Consider the following 16,276-nt stretch of genomic DNA (forward strand, 5'->3'; position numbering starts at 1 on the left):
GGGGGCCTACGGGAGGCGAACGTAAGGGCTCAGCGGCCCCGGCGGACGCGGGCGGCCTGGCGGGCCTCGGCGGTCTTGCGGGCCTCGGCGGAGCGGCGGGACTCGTTCTTGGCGCGGCCGGGCTTCCCCGGGACCGTGCCGATCCCCCGGAACGCCGCGCCGCCGCGCTTGGCGCCTTCGGTGCTCGGCTTGCTGCCCTCGACGGGTACGCCGGACGGCTTCCTGGCACCGGTGATACGGCTCAACTCGGCCTCGCCGGAACGGACCTGGGTCACCCGGACCCGGATCCCCGCGTCGCCCATGAGCCGGACGACCTCCTTGCGCTGGTCCGGCACGACCAGGGTCACGACGCTGCCGGACTCGCCGGCGCGGGCGGTCCGGCCGCCCCGGTGCAGATAGTCCTTGTGGTCGGCGGGCGGGTCGACGTTGACGACGAGGTCCACTTGGTCGACGTGGATGCCACGCGCGGCCACGTTGGTGGCGACGAGGACGGTGATCTCACCGCTCTTGAACCGCTCCAGGGTCCGGTTGCGCAGCGGCTGCGACTTGCCGCCGTGCAGCGCCTCCGCGCGTACCCCGCTGCCGCGCAGGTGCTTGGTGAACCGGTCGACGGAGGCCTTGGTGTCCAGGAACATGATCACGCGCCCGTCGCGGGCGGCGATCTCCGTGGCGGTGGCGTACTTGTCGGCGCCGTACACCTGGAGGACGTGGTGCTCCATCGTGCTGACGGTGGCCGCCGAGGGGTCGACCGAGTGCGTGACGGGGTCGTGCAGGTAGCGCTCGACCAGCTGGTCGACGTTGTGGTCGAGGGTGGCGGAGAACAGCATGCGCTGGCCGTCGGGGTGGACGAGGTCGAGCACCTCCGTGACCTGGTCAAGAAAGCCCAGGTCGGCCATCTGGTCGGCCTCGTCCAGAACGGTGATCTCCACCCGCTCCAGGCGGCAGTCCTTGCGCGCCACGAGGTCGTTCAGGCGGCCGGGCGTCGCGACGACGACCTCGGCGCCCTCGCGCAGCGCGGCGGCCTGCCGGCCCATGGAGAGGCCGCCGACGACGGTGGCCAGGCGCACCTTCAGGACGTTGGCGTACGGCGTGAGGGCGTCGGTGACCTGCTGGGCCAGCTCACGGGTGGGGACGAGGATCAGGGCGCGCGGCTTGCGCGCCTCGGCGCGGCGGCCGGCGATGCGCACGAGCAGGGGCAGGCCGAAGGCGAGGGTCTTGCCCGATCCGGTCCGCCCGCGCCCGAGGACGTCGCGTCCAGCGAGGGCGTTCGGCAGGGTCGCGGCCTGGATGGGGAAGGGCGTGTCGACACCGAGCTCGGTGAGCACCTCCCGTACCGCGACGGGCAGATCCAGCTCGTCGAAGGCGGCGACCGGGGGAAGCGCGGGGGTGTGGGCGGCCGGCGATGCGAATTCGTTCATGAGAGACCTCGTCCGAAAATGCGACGAGCTGGGGTCCCACCTGGCGGGTGGGAACCCCAGCTGCGTCTGAAGGCTCGGCGTCAGGCGGGGAGGATGTTCTCCGCCTGCGGGCCCTTCTGACCCTGGGTGACGTCGAAGGTCACCTTCTGGCCCTCCTGAAGCTCACGGAAGCCCGAGGTCGCGATGTTGGAGTAGTGGGCGAACACGTCCGGGCCGCCACCCTCCTGCTCGATGAAGCCGAAGCCCTTTTCCGAGTTGAACCACTTCACGGTGCCAGTAGCCATGTCATATCTCCTTCGAGGCACTACCCGAGGTCCGCACTGTGCGAAACCCAGCGTCGCGTCGATGATTGCCCCGTCCGGAAACAGCACCGAAAATACAAAAAGTGCCCGACGAAAACAATTCGTCTAAGGCACTTGAAGTCTATGGGAACCACAACTGCAACTGGTCACGACTGTAGCACGGTGTGGTCGACTGCGCACGGAATCTTTGGCGCGCCGCGCTCGGGACCGTCGGCACGGGCGAGCAGGGCCGCCGACGCAGGCGAGCGGGGCCGTCTGCGCAGGCGGGCGGGGTCGCCCCGGCGGGTGGGCGGGGCCGTCCCCGGGGACGGGGGCGGGGTCTCCGGCGGGGTGACAAGCAGCGCCTATCAGGCCATCGGAAAGTCCTCTTTGACGCGTCCACCGGAATTGTCGGAGGCTCATTCCCCAAGCCCCCTCGACCGAAAGGCGCGTTCCGCCATGCCCGTTTCCCGTTCCGCGCATGGCTGGATTCCGGTGGCGGCCGCGCTGTTCGCCGCCGGGTGGGGTGCGAACCAGTTCGCCCCGCTGTCGGTGGTGTACCGGACGCAGGAGCGGTGGCCCGCCGTCCCGGTCGCCGCCATGTTCACCACGTACCTCCTCGGGCTCCTGCCCGGTCTCCTGCTCAGCGGCCCGGCCGCGCGCCGGGCGGGGCGGCGGCGCGTGGTGCGCTCGGCGCTCGCGCTGTCCGCCGTCGCCAGCGTCGTCCTCGCGGCGGGAGCCGTGTCCCAGGCGGCCGTGTACGTCAGCCGGCTCGCCACGGGCCTCGCGGCCGGTCTCGTGCTGACCGCGGGGACCGCCTGGCTGCGGGAGCTCTCCGCCGGGGCCGGCCGGCCCGACGCGGGGGCGGTCCGCGCCGCGTACGCCACCGGAGGCGGCTTCGCCGCCGGGGCGCTCACGGCGGGCTCGCTCGCCGAGTGGCTGCCGGGGCCGACGGTGCTGCCCGGTCTCGTCCACGCCGCCGTGGTCCTGCTGGTGCTCGGTGCGACCGCCCGGGTGCCCGGGACCACGCCGCCGTCGCCGGGCGCCGGGTGGGAGCCGCGGGTCGCGAGCCTCGGCCGGGCCGTGCTCGCGCACCCCCGCTTCCTCTGGGTGGTGCTTCCGGCGAGCCCGGCGGTGTTCGGCGCCTCCACGGTCGCGTACGTCGTCCTGCCGCCGCTGGTGGCCGACCGGATACCCGGGTACGAGCCGGTGTTCAGCGGTCTCGTCACGGCGCTGACGTTCGCCGTGGGCCTCGCCGTCCGGCCGCTGGCGGACCGGCTCGACCACGCGCACAGCGCGCGGGCCACGCTCGTGTCGATGGTGACCGTGATCGGCGGGCTGCTGGTCGGCGCGTGCGCCGCGTACGGGGACTCGGTCGTCCTGGTGGTGGTCGCGGCGGTCCTCCTGGGCGCCGGGTACGGCCTCACGCTCGCTTCGGGGCTGCGGGAGATCGAGCGGCTCGCGCCGCCCGCCTCGAGGCCGTCGACGGCCTTCGTCCACCAGGGCGCCGCCTACAGCGGCTTCCTGACCCCGCTGCTGCTCGCCGTGACCGCCGGGGCCGCCCCCTACCCCGCCCTGCTCGCGGGCCTCGCCGCCGGGGGCCTGCTCTGTCTGATGGTCACGGCGCGGTTCAGCCGCCGGAGCCTGCCCCTAGGGTGAGCGGGTCGGCGGGTCCCGATTGGCGTGGCCGAGAACCGTCGGGTAGACCCGTGACGTGCTGTTCCGCCAACTCGAGTACCTCGTCGCCCTCGCCCGTGAGCGTCATTTCGCCCGGGCCGCCCAGTCCTGCCACGTCTCCCAGCCCGCGCTCTCGGAGGCCGTCCGGAAGCTGGAGGAGGAGCTGGACGTGCCGCTGGTCCGGCGCGGCCGGGCCTACGAGGGCCTGACGCCCGAGGGCGAGCGGATCGTGGTGTGGGCCCAGCGGATCCTCGCCGACCGCGACGCGCTCAAGGACGAGATCGGCGCCCTGCGTACGGGCCTGAGCGGGCGGATGCGGGTCGGCACGGTCCCGAACGCGTCCGGCGCCGTCTCCCTGCTCACCGCCCCGTTCTGCGCCGCGCACCCGCTGGTGACCGTCGAGGTCCTCGCGGACCTGCGGTCGGAGGAGATCCTCCGCCGACTGCGGGACTTCGAGATCGACGCCGGGCTCATGTACCTGGGCGCGGAGCTCCCGGACGGCTTCTCGGCCCTCCCGCTGTACGAGGAGCGGTACGTCCTGCTCACCGGTGTCGCCGACCGGACCGCGCACGGGACGACGGCGACCTGGGCGGAGGCGTCACGGCTGCCGCTCTGCCTGCTGAGCGGCGCGATGCAGGGCCGGCGAGTTCTCGACGAGGTGTTCGAGGAGGTCGGGGTGCGGGCCTCGCCCCGGGTGGAGACCGATTCGGTGGGCGCCCTCTTCTCCCATGTCCGTACGGGCCGGTGGGCCAGTGTCGTGCCGCACACCTGGCTCCATGTCTTCGGCGTCCCGCACGAGATGCGCGCGGTGCCGCTGGTCGCGCCGGAACGGACCGTACCGGTGGGCCTCGTGGTCGCCTCGCGGGAGCCGGGTTCGGTCATGGCCCGCGCCCTGACGGCGGTGGCCCGGGAGACCGATGTGGCGGCCGCCCTGGAGCGGGTCCCCGGGGACCCGTGATCGGGGTCAGTCCGTGACGAGGCCCACGACGAGATTGATGGCGGTGGCCAGGATGCTGGTGCCGAAGACGTACGACAGCAGGGAGTGGCGCAGGACCACGGCTCGGACGCGTGGACTGGACACGTCGGTGTCGGAGACCTGGTAGGTCATGCCCAGGTTGTAGCTGAAGTAGAGGAAGTCCCGGTACGCGGGCGGCTCCTGGGAGTTGAAGTCGATCCCGCCCTCGGCGCTCCCGCCCCCGTCGGCCCCGCAGTAGAGGTACGCGTACCGCGTGGCGTACATCAGGTGGAGCGCCGCCCAGGCCATGAACACTCCGCTGAGCGCGGTCGCGGCGGCGGCGTGGCCGGTGTCGGTGCCGCCGCGCAGCAGCAGGACGACGATGCTGGCGAGCCCGCACAGGGCCACGGCGACGATGACGATCTCGTCGACGGCGGGCTTGAAGTCCTCGCGGCGGGCGTCGCGGCGGGTGGTGGCCGCGTCCATCGGCCAGAGGACGAGCCACCCGGTCACCACGAACACCGTCTCGGTCGCGGCGATACCGGCGAGCGTTCCCATCGGCGGGTCGGCGAGCACGGCGACGACCACCGCGACCACCGCTCCGGCGACGAGCGAGCCGGCGAGCCGGGCGACGGCGGACTGTGGCAACCACCGCGTCATGGCGTCCTGAGGGCGACGACCGCCTCGTCCGTGTACGTCAGGAACGTCAGGGTCTCCTGGAAGTACAGCTCGATGCCCTTCGCGTCGTGCCCGGTGTAGCCGATCGCCAGGTCCTGGCCGAGCAGCAGCTCGAAGTCCCCTCCCCGGGTGGAGAGGACGAACGCGCCGGTCAGCGCGGGCGCCCAGATCGGGTCGCCGCCGAGGATGCGGCCGAGGTGCGCGGCGATCGGGTAGCCGTGGTCGGAGGTCTCGCTGACCGCCGTGTACGCGTCGGCGCCGAGCAGCAGGGCGTACGGACCGTCGACGCCGGCCAGGCGCAGCGCGGTCAGGGCCCGGCTGATCGCGTCGGGGTAGTCGCGCGGCTCGGCCGGCAGGCTCAGCTCCGGGTTGGAGGAGCGGGTCCGCAGCCCTTCGATGCCCGCCGCCGCGTACCCGTCGAAGACGGCCCGGTCCTCCGCGAACGCCATGGCGCGCGCCGCGTCCTTGACCGGCTGCCAGTCGGAGTCGTGCGAGCCGCGCTCGACGTCGTCCACGGCGGAGCGGCTCACGGTGAACGGGACGCGGAGTTCGACCAGCGGGCGGGCCTCGCGCAGGTGCGCGGTGACGCCGGGGGCGGGCGGGTCGATGGCGGAGAGGTGCCCGGTGCCGGTGGCGGCGAGCCCGGGGCCGCCCGGGTCCGGCACGTCGACGACCCGGCGTCCGGCGACGTGCCGCCGGAAGGTGCGGCGGGCCTCCTCCTCGATCTCGGCCCAGGCGGCGGGGGTGATCGGGGCGAGTTCGCGGTGCAGGTTGCCGGTGTCGGCGGGGGTCGTCATGACGCTCGGGCTCCTTTGAGGCTGCCGATGCGCAGCGAGTCGTCCCACTGGACGGCGGCTGCCGCTGCGGGCGGGGCGGGGAGGTCGTCGAGGAGGTCGGCACTGGGGACGAAGAAGAGGCCCCCGGTGACGGCCTTGGAGAAGTCGAGGATGCGGTCGGTGCGGCCGGGCGGGTCGCCGAGGAACATGTTGCGCAGCATCCGCTCGGTGACCTCGGGGGTCCGCGCGTAGCCGATGAAGTACGTGCCGAACTCGCCCCGGCCGATCGTGCCGAAGGGCATGTTCTCGCGCAGGATCTGCCGTTCGGTGCCGTTCTCGTCGACGATCGTGTTGAGCGCGACGTGCGAGTCGGCGGGCTTGACGTCGTCGGGGAGTTCGACGTTGGCGGCCTTGGTGCGGCCGATGACGTGTTCCTGCTGCTCGACGGTGAGCGACTGCCAGGCCGCCATGTCGTGGACGTACTTCTGCACGACGACGTAACTGCCGCCGTGGAAGGGCGGATCGTCGTCGTCCGCGGTGACGAAGACGGCTTCGCCGGCCGCGTCGCCCTCGGGGTTCTCGCTGCCGTCGACGAAGCCGAGGAGGTCGCGCTCGTCGAAGTAGGTGAAGCCGTGGGTCTCGTCGACGACGGTCACGGCGGGGCCCAGGGCCTCGACGAGGAGCCGGGCGAGTTCGAAGCAGAGGTCCATGCGCCGGGCGCGCAGATGGAAGAGGAGGTCGCCCGGAGTGGCCGGGGCCCGGTGCCGGGGTCCGGTGAGCGGCGGGAAGGGGTGGAGCTCGCGGGGGCGCGGCCCGCCGACGAGCCGGTCCCACGCCGTGGAGCCGATGCCGACGACGCAGGTGAGCCGGTCGTCCGGTGCGCGGAAGGCCACGGAGCGCGTCAGCCCGGCCAGATCGGCGAGCGCGTCGCGTACGGCGGTCTCTGAGCCGGGGTTCACCGTGGCCACGAGGAACACGGCGGCCTTGGAGGGCGGTACGACGACGGGCTGCGGGGTGACCATGTGACTCCCGGCGGAGAGTGGGGTGGGCGGGGCGCTGTCAGGCGGCCGGGGCGATGGTCACCCGGAGGTGCTTCATGATCGGCTGGTCGCTCTGGGTGCTGTAGTCGCCGAGCGCGCACAGGACGTTCATCTCGGGCATGTAGCCGGCCGCGCAGCCGCGCGGGATGTCGTACGGGATCGCCAGGTAGCCGTGCAGCCGGCGCCGGCTGCCGTCCCTGGCCGTGCTGGTGATGTCGACGGGGTCGAACTTCTCGACGCCGCGTTCGCGCATGTCGTCCTCGTTCATGAAGACGAGCGTGCGCAGGTTCTTGATCCCGCGATAGCGGTCGTTGTCGGAGTAGATCGTGGTGTTCCACTGGTCGTGCGAGCGCATGGTGCCGAGCGCCAGGGTGCCGGGGGCCGGGACGACGTCGGGGAGTTCGGCGGTGGAGAACTCGGCGCGCCCCGACGGGGTGAGGAAGACGAGTTCCCGCGCGGGCTGCTTGATGCGGAAGCCGAGCGGCAGCCGTACCCGGCGGTTGAAGTCCTCGAAGCCGTCGAGGGCGCGGGCCATCGTGTCGCGGATGCGGTCGTAGTCCTCGACGTACCACTCCCACGGCGTCTCGCTGTCAGGGAGGGCCGCGCGGGCCATGCCGGCGACGATCGCGGGCTCGGAGAGGAGGTGCGCCGAGGCCGGGCGCTTCATGCCGGCGGACAGGTGCACCATGCTCATCGAGTCCTCGACGGAGGTGCTCTGGAGGCCCTTGCGCTGCTGGTCCTTCTCGGTGCGGCCGAGGCAGGGCAGGATCAGGGCCTGCCGGCCGTGGACGACGTGGCTGCGGTTGAGCTTGGTGCTCACCTGGACGGTCAGTTCGCAGGCGCGCAGCGCCTCGTACGTGACGGGGGTGTCGGGGGCCGCGAGGGCGAAGTTGCCGCCCATGCCGACGAAGACCTTCACCTCGCCGCGGAGCATCGCCTCGATGGTCCGCACGGTGTCCAGGCCGTGCTCGCGCGGCGGGTCGATCCCGCAGACCTCGGCGAGCCGGTCCAGGAACTCCGCGGTGGGCCGGTGGTCGATGCCGCAGGTGCGGTTGCCCTGGACGTTGCTGTGGCCGCGCACCGGGGAGGGCCCGGCGCCCTCCCGCCCCAGATTGCCGCGCAGCAGCAGGAGGTTGACGATCTCCCGTACGGTGTCGACGCCGTGCTCGTGCTGGGTGACGCCCAGGCACCAGCTGACGATGGAGCGGTCCGCCTCGCGGTAGACGCGGGCCACCTTGAGGATGTCGGCGCGGCCGATCCCCGACTGGTGCTCGATGTCCTCCCAGGACGTGGCCTCGCACAGGGCGCGGTACTCCTCGAAACCGGCCGTGTGACGCTCGATGAACTCCGGGTCCAGCGCCTTGGGGTCGGCGGAGGACTGCTCCAGGATCGCCTTGGCCATGCCCCGTACGAGCGCCATGTCGCCGCCGATGCGCGGCTGGAGGTTGAGCGTGCTCGTCCGCGTCGCGTGGAGGGTGGCCATGTCCTTGAAGTCGTGCGGGATGATCGTGCGGGTGGCGGCCGCCTCCACGAGCGGGTTGACGTGCACGACCTGGGCGCCCCGGTGGTACGCCTCCGCGAGGGCGGTCAGCATCCGGGGCGCGTTGGAGGCGGCGTTGACGCCGAGGATGAACAGGGCGTCGGTCGTCTCCCAGTCCTTCAGGTCGACGGTCCCTTTTCCGGTGCCCAGGGACGCCTTGAGGGCCCGGCCGCTGGCCTCGTGGCACATGTTGGAGCAGTCGGGCAGGTTGTTCGTGCCCAGCTCCCTGGCCATGAGCTGGTAGAGGAAGGTGGCCTCGTTCCCGAGCCGGCCGGAGGTGTAGTACGCGGCCCGGTGCGGGGAGTCCAGTGCGTGCAGGGTGCGTCCGACGAGCTCGAAGGCCTCCTTCCAGCTGATCGGGGCGTAGTGGTCCGTGTCGGGGTCGTAGACCATCGGTTCGGTCAGCCGGCCCTGGTTCTCCAGCTCGTAGTCGCTCCAGCCGGCCAGTTCGGTAACCGAGTGGGCGGCGAAGAACGCGCGGTCGACCCGCTTGCGGGTCATCTCCCAGGTGACGTGCTTGATGCCGTTCTCGCAGATGTCCAGGTGCAGGCCCTTGGTGTCGTCGGGCCAGGCGCAGCCGGGGCAGTCGAACCCGGTGTTCTCGTGGTTCATCCGCATGATCGCCCGGGGGCCGTCCACGAGCGCGCCCTCGCGCACCATGAACCGGGTCACGCTGTTGGCGGCGCCCCACCCGGCGGCCGGGTGGTGATAGGGCTGGAACTCCGGCTCCCCGGTGGGCTCGGGCCCCACCCTCGCCTCGACCTGTTCCCGCTCCTCGGGGGTGGCGCTCATGCTTCCGCCCTTTCGCCGGCCTGGCTCGCGACGGTGTGTTCACGTACCGCGATCCGGGCCAGCTTCGTCAGCATCATGCCGTTGCGGACGGCCATGACGTAGTCCACGGGGAGGCCGTGCATCCGGGTGCCGGGGCCCCGCAGGGGGTGCCAGTCGAGGGTGAAGAGGGTGTTCTCGCCCCAGGGCTTCAGGTTCATGGCGATCCGGGCCGCGCCGAAGGGATCGGCCTTCGCCTCCAGCTCCAGGCGGCGCCCCGGTTCGCAGACGCGGACGACACAGGTGTCGTCGAGGGTCAGCGGGCCCGCGCCGACCCGGACCCTCAGCCGGGCGCCGACGGCCGGCCAGTGCGGGTCCGCGGCGAGGATCTCCCGCGTCCCCGTCACCCACTCTCCGTAACGGTGACCGTCGGCCAGCAGGCGCCAGACCTCGGGCGGCGAGCTGAGGATCAGACGGCGGTTCCGGGCCACGCCGATCACGCTCCTTCAGGAGGGGGTCGGGCCCAGCCTCGTACCGTACGGCCGTCCGCGCAGTCCGGCAGGACCGAACGGATGGCGGCGGGCTCGCGACGCGCCGACCCGCGAACTCGGACATATCGTTCGTAACGATCGGCGTTTCGTAAGGATCGTCGTTCGTCACGATCGGCCGCACTCATTCCGCGCGCCCCCGCGATTCCCTCGCGCCCCCGCGACCGCCCCCGAAAGGTCGGCTCTCATGCGTCCCGCGCTCAGCACCGAACTGCTCGCCAAACTGCGTCAGCCCCGCCCGTATCCGGCCGTGTCGCTGCTCATGCCGACGCACCGCAGGGAGCCCGACAACACCCAGGACCCCGTCCGGCTCCGCAACCTCGTGGCCAGGGCCGGGGAGGCCCTGGAGCAGGACCCCGCGGTGACCCGCGAGCGGCGGCTCGACGTGCTGAGCCAGCTGGAGCACGCCCTCGGCGAGGTCGACCTCGTCCACGCCGAGGACGGCCTCGTGATCTACGCGGCCCCCGGCGAGCACCATGTCTGGTCCGTGGCCCGGACGGTGCCCGAGCGGGTCGTCCTCGCCGACACCTTCCTCACCCGCAACCTGGTCGCCGCGCAGGCCGCCGAGCAGCCTTTCTGGGCGCTGGCCGTGGCGGCCGACCGGGTCTCCCTCTGGGACGGCGAGGCCGAGCGGGTCGTCGAGCGCACCGGGGACGGCTTTCCGCTGACGCGGAGCCTGGCGGACCCCGACGCCGAGCGGAAGGAGCAGATCGGCGACGTGCCGAGCACCTTCCAGGACGAGCAGGCCCGCCAGTTCCTGCGGGAGGCGCACGAGGCGATGCGCCTCGTGCTCAGCTCCTCGCCCCGGCCGCTGTACCTGATCGGGGACGCGCCCGCGCTCGCCCTCCTGGAGGAGCAGGGTGCGCTGGGCAAGGACGTCACGGCGGTCCCGGCCGGCGGTCTGGCGGCGGGCCCTGCGGCGGAGGTGTGGCGGACGCTCCAGCCGCTGCGGGCGGCGCGCGCGGAGGCCGACACGGCGGCCGTCGTCTCCGAGCTGGACGCCGCTCAGGGCCGGCGCGAGTTCGCGGGCGGCCTCGACGAGGTCTGGGAGGCTGCGAAGGAGGGCCGGGTCCGTCTCCTTGCCGTCGAGGAGCACTACCGGGCGGTCGTCCGCGACTACGGCGACCACCTCGAACCCGCCGAGCCGGCCGACCTCGACGCGCGCGACGACATCGTGGACGAGATCGTCGAGCAGGCCCTGGGCACGGGCGCGGGCGTGCGCTTCGTCCCCGACGACACCCTGGCCGACTCGCGGCGCATCGCGGCGGTGCTGCGGTACTGACGCCGCTACGACGGGGGCGGTACGGAGAGTCTCCGTACCGCCCCCCGGTCGTCGTCGCCGGGCCTAGTCCGTGCCCGCGAGCTGCTCGGCGAGGGCGTTCTCGTCCTCCTCGGTGAGGGAGGTCTTCAGGAGGGTGCCGCCGAAGGGCTGCATCGCGGCGGCGAACTTGTCCTCGGTGACCTTCGAGGCCATGATCACCACGGCCGCGGAGCCGGGCTTGAGGAGCGAGTCGACCTTGCTCCGGAAGTCCTTGTCGATGCCCATCTGGCTGAGCTTGCCGATGAGGCCTCCCACCGCCGCTCCGACGACGCCGATGGCCGGGGTGAGGATGATGATCCCCAGGAACATGCCCCACAGGGCGCCGGCCGTGGCCGAGACGGCCACCTTCTCGCTCTTGGCGGGGGTGTCCACGTGGGTCTCGCCGTCCGCGTCGACCGAGACGACGGCGAGTCCGTTGAGGTCGACCACATGGCTGTTCTGGAGCTCCTGCACCGCCTTGAAGGCCTTCTTCGCCACGGATGTGTCGTCGTAGCCGATCACGATGAGCTCGGACATCTCATGTCTCCTTTGTCATCAAACCAGTCACTTCGCACCCTATGCGGGTCACCGGGGGTGTGGCATCAGAGGCACGGACGGCCGGGGCGCTCCCGCTCCCGCTTCACCTGCCTGGTCTCGCGCGCGTGCGGGCGCCGGGGCGCGCGGGGAGAGTGACGTTCATGCGCACCAGCGAGCCGGGCGACGGGCCGGGCGACCCGCACGGACCTCCCGGCCGGGCCGTACCGCCCGAGCTGGAGCGGGGTGACACCGAGTTCGGCGACGAGCTGGGCCGCGGGGCGATCTCGACCGGCTCCCTGCCCGAGGCGGGCGCGGTGGACACGCTGCTGCGCGAGACGCACGCCCGCTATCTGCCGTCGGTCGAGGGCCGGGTCGCCGACTACGTACCGGCGCTCGCGGCGGCGGACCCCTCCTGGTTCGCCCTGAGCCTCGCCGACACGCGCGGACGGGTGCACACCGTCGGCTGCGCCGACCGGTCCTTCTCGATCCAGTCGATCTCCAAGGTCTTCGTCTTCGCGCTCGTCTGCGAGCGGCTCGGCCATCGCGCCGCCTGGGAGGCCGTCGGGGTGAACAACACCGGGCTCCCCTACGACTCGGTCATGGCGCTCGAGCTGAACGGCGGCTCCCCGATGAACCCGATGTGCAACGCGGGGGCGCTGGTGACCACCAGCCTGGTGCCCGGGGACAGCGAGACCGCCAAGTGGACGTTCGTCCAGGACGGCCTGTCGGCGTTCGCCGGACGGCGGCTCGAACTCGACGTGGAGGTCTACGAGTCCGAGGCGGCGACCAACCAGCGCAACCGCGGTATCGCCCGGCTCCTGGAGAGCTACGGCCGGCTGCCGTTCGATCCGCTGGAGAGCACGGACGTGTACACCCGGCAGTGCGCCCTGACCGTGACCACCCGGGATCTCGCGGTCATGGGCGCCACCCTGGCCGACGGCGGGATGAACCCGCTCACGGGCGTCCAGGTCGTGAAGCCGGGCACCTGCCGCCGCGTGCTCGCCGCCATGGCGGCCTCGGGGCTCTACGAACGGTCCGGGGACTGGCTGTACGACATCGGGCTGCCCGGCAAGAGCGGTGTGTCGGGCGGGATCGTCGCGGTGGCGCCCGGGAAGTGCGCCCTGGCCTCCTTCTCCCCGCCGCTCGACGCGGCGGGCAACAGCGTGCGCGGGCAGCGCGCGGCGCGGCGCCTGTCCCGGACGCTCGGCCTCAACCTCTTCGCCTCCGCACCTGTGGGCGGCGCGCCCCGTGAGCCCAAGAACCGGAAGGAGCGGTGACTGCGGGCTGACTACCAGCCCGGGATCGTCGGCAGCACCTGCTCCGCCACACGCAGCAGGACCGCGTCGTCCGGCACGGTGCCGTCCTCGCGCCACATCGCGAGCTCGAAGGAGCCGCCGCTGTCCTTGGCGTCCTTGGCCACGGACAGGACGCGGGCGGGGGCGCCCTTACCCGTGTGCGCGTCGCTCCCGTCGAGGCGGAAGCTGATGGCGACGGTGGACTGCGAGTACACGACGGCCGGGCGGCCGAGCACGGTCCGCGGTCGCGCGCCGTCCCAGAGGAGCCCGGCGTCGGAGCCCTTCACCGGGAGCCGGTCGTAGGTGGCCGCCAGGGACACCGTGTACGTCTCGAACTCCACCTGGGAGGTGGGCGTGGCGATGTCCCGGAGACTGCCGCCGCCCAGATTGAGGGAGGCGTCGCTCCCGCCGGCGGACGTCGCCATCTCTCCTGGTGTGCCGAGGAGTCGGGCGAGGTCGGGGCGGTTCAGCGCCTGGCACAGCTGCTCGCCGGTCACGCGCCGGCCCGCGTCGCCCGCGTCGCCCGCCGCGTCCGCGGGCGGCGGCGTAGGCGGCGTCGGCGGCGTCCCGCTGCCGCCTCCCGAACACGTGGCGGGCCTCCGTTCGGCGCCCGTGACGGGCGTGTCCGCCACCTCGCCGTAGGCCCAGAGCGCGGCGCCGAGCGCGGGTATCAGCATCAGCCCCATGATGGTCTGCCCCCACACGCCCGCGCCCTTCGGAAGCGCGTCGATGTCCTCGGCCATTTCAAGATCCCCCCTGTGCGACGGGGCACCGTAACCCGTGATCAGCGGGCGGACAAGACCCGGCCGCCGCCCTTCGGGGTATCCGGGTGGGCGGCTGCCGCGCGGCGGGGCGGTCGGCCCACCCGTAGGGGATATCAGTGGTCGCAGGAGGGCGGTCGGCGCCGATCGTCCCGTTCCCGGAAAGGCCGAAGTCCAGTGAGCGTCAAGCCCGTTCCCGAGGGATACCCGAACCTCACTCCGTACCTCAGTGTCGACGGGGCCGCGGCCGCGATCGACTTCTACGTCGCCGTGCTCGGCGCGACCGAGCGGATGCGGATGCCCGCGCCCGGCGGCACCATCGGCCACGCCGAGCTGGAGGTGGGCGACTCGCTCCTCATGCTCGCGGACGAGTACCCGGACATCGACTTCCGCTCCCCCAAGGCGCTGGGCGGCACGCCCCTCACCCTGCACCTGTACGTGGAGGACGTCGACGCGGTCTTCGCCAAGGCCCTCGCGCACGGCGCGCGGGAACTGAAGCCGCTCACGGACGAGTTCTACGGCGACCGCATCGGCCAGTTCGAGGACCCCTTCGGCCACCGCTGGAGCGTCGCCACGCATGTGGAGGACGTGTCGGAGGAGGAGATGACCAAGCGCGCCGAGAAGGCGATGGGCTCCCCGGACGGCGGCTGAGCGCGGGCGCCGGCCCCGGGTCAGGTGCCGAAGCGGCTCCGGGACTCCTCGATGGCGCCGAGATACGTATGCGTCCAGGCGCACAGGCCGTCGATCGTCACCCGGAGGGCGAGGCCCGGCTCGGTGAGGGCGTATTCGACGCGTGGCGGGACCGTGGGGTGCACGGTGCGCTCGACCAGGCCGTTCCGCTCCAGCATGCGCAGGTTCTGCGTGAGCATCTTGTGGCTGATGCCGTCGACGCCGTCCCGCAGCTGGCTGAAGCGCAGGGTGTCCTCACCGAGGAGCTCGATGATCAGGAGCGCCCACTTGTTGGCGACGTCGGAGAAGATCTCCCGGCCGAGCGAGTCCGCGCGCCGCACGTCCGCGTCGTCGAGCAAGCCGCTGAGCTGCTTGGTCACCATCGGGTTCCCCAGTCACTGAAAAGTGCGTTCTTCCATGTCACGCACCACTCTCCTACGGTGCCTGAGTAACCACAAGAGAGCACGAGAGGCACGATCATGGCCATCACCTTTGCGAACCCCACCGGACTGCCCGAGGTCCCCGTCTACCGACAGGTAGCGGTGGCGACGGGGTCGAAGCTGGTGTTCATCGCCGGCCAGGTCGCCTGGACCCCCGACGGGGTCACCGTCGGCAAGGACGACCTGCCCGCCCAGGTCGAGCAGTGCTACGTCAACATCGCCACCGCGCTCGCCGAAGTCGGCGCGACCTTCGAGAACGTGGCGAAGCTGACCGTCTACGTCGTCGACTGGACCCCCGACAAGATGCCGCTGCTGCTGGAAGGCCTCGAGCGGGCCTCCGCCCGGCTGGGGTTCACCCCGGTGCCGCCGGCGACGATGATCGGCGTCGCGGCCCTCGACGTACCGGAGCACCTGGTCGAGGTGGAGGCGACGGCGGTCATCGACTGATCCGCGGAGACTGATCCACGGCTGCGGACGACTGGCCGAGGGTGCGGCCTCGGCTCTGTCGGCTGTCGGCTACTTGCCGAAGCCGTCGAACTTCACGTCGGGACCGCAGACGTTGAAGGTGCCCGCCGAGCCGTCGGCCTTGGTCACCTTGACCGTACGGCCCTCGTCGTCCGGGAGCGCGATCTCGACCGTGGACGCCTGGATCGCGCACACCTCGCGGGCCGAGGCGCTGCCCTCGAAGTTGAGGTCGGCGTAGAGGACCGTCGCCTGGGCCGAGGCGCCGGGCTTGATGTCGACGGCGTCGGTGCCGTTCGCGGAGGTGTCGGCGCTGATCGGCTCGGCCTTGCCCTGGTCGTCTTTGGCCACCAGGGTGCTGGCACCGACGAGAGTGCAGGTCGCCTTGGAGGTGTTGGTGACCTTGACGGTCGCCGCGGCGGGCTCCTGCTCGCCGGCGTGGTGGGCGGAGGCGATGAAGGTCACCGAGGTGTTCTTCGTCGTGCACGCGGACGCGGCGCCACCCGTTCCACCGCCGGTCGAGGTGTCCTTGGTGGAGGTGCCCTTGGCCGGTGCCTTCGAGACGGAGCCGCTCGCCGAGGCGGAAGCGGAGGCCGAGGCCGTCGCGGAGGCGGAAGCCGACGCGGAGGAGCTGGTGCCGCCCGCCTTGTCTGCCTTGTCGGTGTCACCGCCGCAGGCGGTCAGGCTGAGGGCCGCCAGCACGAGGGCGGCGGCGGTGGAGGCGGTACGGAGGTGCGTGCGCATGGTTCTCTTCCAGAGGGTCGATCTTGACGGTGCACGCTCATAGAGAGCGCGGCGGCGCCGCCGGTTCCGCCGGCCGGCCGCGAGAACCGTTCCTTGACGAAAGCTGCACGATTCCCCCCATGTCAGTGGGCGTGGAGGCGGCCCCAGTCGAAGTTCTGGCCGAAGCCGGTTCCCGCCCCTCCCGTGCACACCTGCCCCGCGGCGTAGTACGTCGCCACGAGGTGCGCGTACACCGCGCGCGCGTTGGCCGAGGCTAGCGGGTCACGGTCCGTCAGCTTCGGTCCGACGGGCGGCGCCGCGGCGGCCCGCGCATCCGGGGCGGTCAGCCCGCCGGCCGCGATCGCAGCTCCGGCGGCGGCCATGAACGTACGCCTGCGCATGAAAGGC

General features: G+C 72.3%; 18 protein-coding genes. 6 read left to right on the forward strand and 12 right to left on the reverse strand.

All coding sequences use genetic code 11. The features are described 5' to 3' along the window. Window positions 1–29: 29 nt before the first annotated feature. Together ACFWRO_RS16480 and ACFWRO_RS16485 are read right to left on the reverse strand one after the other, a co-directional pair. Complete coding sequence (locus ACFWRO_RS16480; protein ID WP_384510345.1) at window positions 30–1,418, reverse strand: DEAD/DEAH box helicase; 1,389 nt, start codon at window positions 1,416–1,418, stop codon at window positions 30–32. An 80-nt stretch (window positions 1,419–1,498) separates the two neighbouring features. Then, complete coding sequence (locus tag ACFWRO_RS16485) at window positions 1,499–1,702, reverse strand: cold-shock protein (RefSeq protein WP_033201600.1); 204 nt, start codon at window positions 1,700–1,702, stop codon at window positions 1,499–1,501. A 456-nt stretch (window positions 1,703–2,158) separates the two neighbouring features. Here ACFWRO_RS16485 and ACFWRO_RS16490 point away from each other — a divergent pair, with 456 nt between their 5' ends. Together ACFWRO_RS16490 and ACFWRO_RS16495 are read left to right on the forward strand one after the other, a co-directional pair. Further along, window positions 2,159–3,358 (forward strand): MFS transporter, encoded by a 1,200-nt coding sequence (locus tag ACFWRO_RS16490; protein ID WP_384510349.1) that lies wholly within the window; start codon window positions 2,159–2,161, stop codon window positions 3,356–3,358. A 55-nt stretch (window positions 3,359–3,413) separates the two neighbouring features. Further along, a complete protein-coding gene (locus ACFWRO_RS16495) occupies window positions 3,414–4,334 on the forward strand; it encodes a LysR family transcriptional regulator (protein WP_384510352.1) in 921 nt (306 codons plus the stop codon). A 6-nt stretch (window positions 4,335–4,340) separates the two neighbouring features. Here the strand turns inward: ACFWRO_RS16495 and ACFWRO_RS16500 are convergent, their stop codons facing one another. From ACFWRO_RS16500 to ACFWRO_RS16520, 5 genes are read right to left on the reverse strand one after another with little or no spacing between them, the layout of a single operon-like run. Continuing rightward, window positions 4,341–4,991: a DUF1345 domain-containing protein gene (locus ACFWRO_RS16500; RefSeq protein ID WP_384510355.1), complete on the reverse strand. Its 651-nt coding sequence runs from the start codon at window positions 4,989–4,991 to the stop codon at window positions 4,341–4,343. Continuing rightward, window positions 4,988–5,806: a family 1 encapsulin nanocompartment shell protein gene (locus ACFWRO_RS16505; protein ID WP_384510358.1), complete on the reverse strand. Its 819-nt coding sequence runs from the start codon at window positions 5,804–5,806 to the stop codon at window positions 4,988–4,990. Before ACFWRO_RS16505 ends, ACFWRO_RS16500 begins: the two co-directional genes overlap by 4 nt. Then, window positions 5,803–6,807: a Dyp-type peroxidase gene (locus ACFWRO_RS16510; protein ID WP_384510361.1), complete on the reverse strand. Its 1,005-nt coding sequence runs from the start codon at window positions 6,805–6,807 to the stop codon at window positions 5,803–5,805. The genes ACFWRO_RS16505 and ACFWRO_RS16510 overlap by 4 nt, the downstream gene beginning before the upstream one ends. 37 nt (window positions 6,808–6,844) lie before the next feature. Then, window positions 6,845–9,157, reverse strand: coding sequence for an FdhF/YdeP family oxidoreductase (locus ACFWRO_RS16515; protein ID WP_384510364.1), 2,313 nt, complete (start codon window positions 9,155–9,157; stop codon window positions 6,845–6,847). Beyond that, on the reverse strand, window positions 9,154–9,624 hold the full coding sequence (locus tag ACFWRO_RS16520) for an SRPBCC family protein (protein WP_384510367.1): 471 nt from the start codon (window positions 9,622–9,624) through the stop codon (window positions 9,154–9,156). The genes ACFWRO_RS16515 and ACFWRO_RS16520 overlap by 4 nt, the downstream gene beginning before the upstream one ends. A gap of 244 nt (window positions 9,625–9,868) precedes the next feature. On the opposite strand from ACFWRO_RS16520, the gene ACFWRO_RS16525 reads away from it, so the two are divergent. Then, window positions 9,869–10,963 (forward strand): chemotaxis protein, encoded by a 1,095-nt coding sequence (locus ACFWRO_RS16525; RefSeq protein ID WP_384510370.1) that lies wholly within the window; start codon window positions 9,869–9,871, stop codon window positions 10,961–10,963. A gap of 63 nt (window positions 10,964–11,026) precedes the next feature. Here the strand turns inward: ACFWRO_RS16525 and ACFWRO_RS16530 are convergent, their stop codons facing one another. Beyond that, the gene (locus ACFWRO_RS16530; RefSeq protein ID WP_384510372.1) at window positions 11,027–11,518 is read right to left on the reverse strand and encodes a DUF1269 domain-containing protein; all 492 of its coding nucleotides are present in this window, start codon (window positions 11,516–11,518) and stop codon (window positions 11,027–11,029) included. 161 nt (window positions 11,519–11,679) lie between these two features. Between ACFWRO_RS16530 and glsA the strand changes: the two genes are divergently transcribed. After that, complete coding sequence (gene glsA, locus ACFWRO_RS16535) at window positions 11,680–12,795, forward strand: glutaminase A (protein WP_384510375.1); 1,116 nt, start codon at window positions 11,680–11,682, stop codon at window positions 12,793–12,795. Between the two features lie 11 nt (window positions 12,796–12,806). On the opposite strand, the gene ACFWRO_RS16540 is transcribed toward glsA, so the two are convergent. After that, window positions 12,807–13,556: a DUF6215 domain-containing protein gene (locus ACFWRO_RS16540; RefSeq protein ID WP_384510377.1), complete on the reverse strand. Its 750-nt coding sequence runs from the start codon at window positions 13,554–13,556 to the stop codon at window positions 12,807–12,809. A 195-nt stretch (window positions 13,557–13,751) separates the two neighbouring features. Here ACFWRO_RS16540 and ACFWRO_RS16545 point away from each other — a divergent pair, with 195 nt between their 5' ends. Further along, window positions 13,752–14,225, forward strand: a complete 474-nt coding sequence (locus ACFWRO_RS16545; RefSeq protein ID WP_384510379.1) for a VOC family protein — start codon at window positions 13,752–13,754, stop codon at window positions 14,223–14,225. Window positions 14,226–14,245: 20 nt separating this feature from the next. On the opposite strand, the gene ACFWRO_RS16550 is transcribed toward ACFWRO_RS16545, so the two are convergent. Further along, entirely contained in the window at window positions 14,246–14,626 is a 381-nt protein-coding gene (locus tag ACFWRO_RS16550; protein WP_384510381.1) for a winged helix-turn-helix transcriptional regulator, read from the reverse strand. A 96-nt stretch (window positions 14,627–14,722) separates the two neighbouring features. Here ACFWRO_RS16550 and ACFWRO_RS16555 point away from each other — a divergent pair, with 96 nt between their 5' ends. Further along, the gene (locus ACFWRO_RS16555) at window positions 14,723–15,130 is read left to right on the forward strand and encodes a RidA family protein (RefSeq protein ID WP_384510384.1); all 408 of its coding nucleotides are present in this window, start codon (window positions 14,723–14,725) and stop codon (window positions 15,128–15,130) included. A 69-nt stretch (window positions 15,131–15,199) separates the two neighbouring features. Here the strand turns inward: ACFWRO_RS16555 and ACFWRO_RS16560 are convergent, their stop codons facing one another. Further along, complete coding sequence (locus ACFWRO_RS16560; RefSeq protein WP_384510386.1) at window positions 15,200–15,889, reverse strand: DUF4232 domain-containing protein; 690 nt, start codon at window positions 15,887–15,889, stop codon at window positions 15,200–15,202. Between the two features lie 122 nt (window positions 15,890–16,011). Further along, window positions 16,012–16,269, reverse strand: a complete 258-nt coding sequence (locus ACFWRO_RS16565) for a hypothetical protein (protein WP_384510388.1) — start codon at window positions 16,267–16,269, stop codon at window positions 16,012–16,014. Between the last annotated feature and the right edge of the window lie 7 nt (window positions 16,270–16,276).

Source organism: Streptomyces sp. NPDC058579, from assembly GCF_042718575.1.
Taxonomy (GTDB): domain Bacteria; phylum Actinomycetota; class Actinomycetes; order Streptomycetales; family Streptomycetaceae; genus Streptomyces.